Genomic DNA, 741 nt, shown 5'->3' on the forward strand with positions numbered 1-741 from the left:
CCGAGGTCGAAGAAGTTGTCGTCGATGCCGACCCGGTCCACCCCCAGCACCTCAGCGAACAGGTCACACAACAACTGCTCCCGCGGATCACGAGCGGCCCGACCCGATGACGCCGCCCCATAGTCGGGCGCCGGCAACGCCCGCCGATCCACCTTCGTACTGGCCGACAACGGAAACTCCGCCAACACCACGACCGCAGCCGGCACCATGTACCCCGGCAACAATCCCGCCACATGCGACCGCACCAACGCCGGATCCAGCACCCCCCCAGCAACCGGCACCACATACCCCACCAACCGCCGATCCCCAGGCCGATCCTCCCGGACCACCACCACCGCCTGATCCACCAACGGATGCGACCGCACCACCGCCTCGACCTCACCCAGCTCGACCCGGAACCCCCGAATCTTCACCTGGTCGTCGACCCGCCCCACAAACTCCAACACCCCACGACGCGACCACCGCACCCGATCCCCGGTGCGATACATCCGCGACCCATCCCCCACAAACGGACACGCCACAAACCGCTCCGCCGTCAACCCAGGCCGAGACACGTACCCACGCGACAAACCCGCACCAGCCACATACAACTCACCAACCGCACCCACCGGCACCGGCCGCAAAGCCTCATCCAGCACATACACCCGCGAATTAGCCACCGGCCCACCGATATGCGGCACCTCACCAACCACCAACGGCCGCGACATCGTCACCGCCACCGTCGACTCCGTCGGCCCGTAC

At 66.9% G+C, this 741-nt stretch carries 1 protein-coding gene; it reads right to left on the reverse strand.

The window, feature by feature from the left end:
• A partial coding sequence (locus SM447_RS29265; RefSeq protein WP_474576100.1) for a non-ribosomal peptide synthetase occupies positions 1–719 on the reverse strand: 719 nt, incomplete at its 3' end.
• Positions 720–741 lie beyond the last annotated feature (22 nt).

It is taken from the genome of Micromonospora aridisoli (assembly GCF_056150025.1).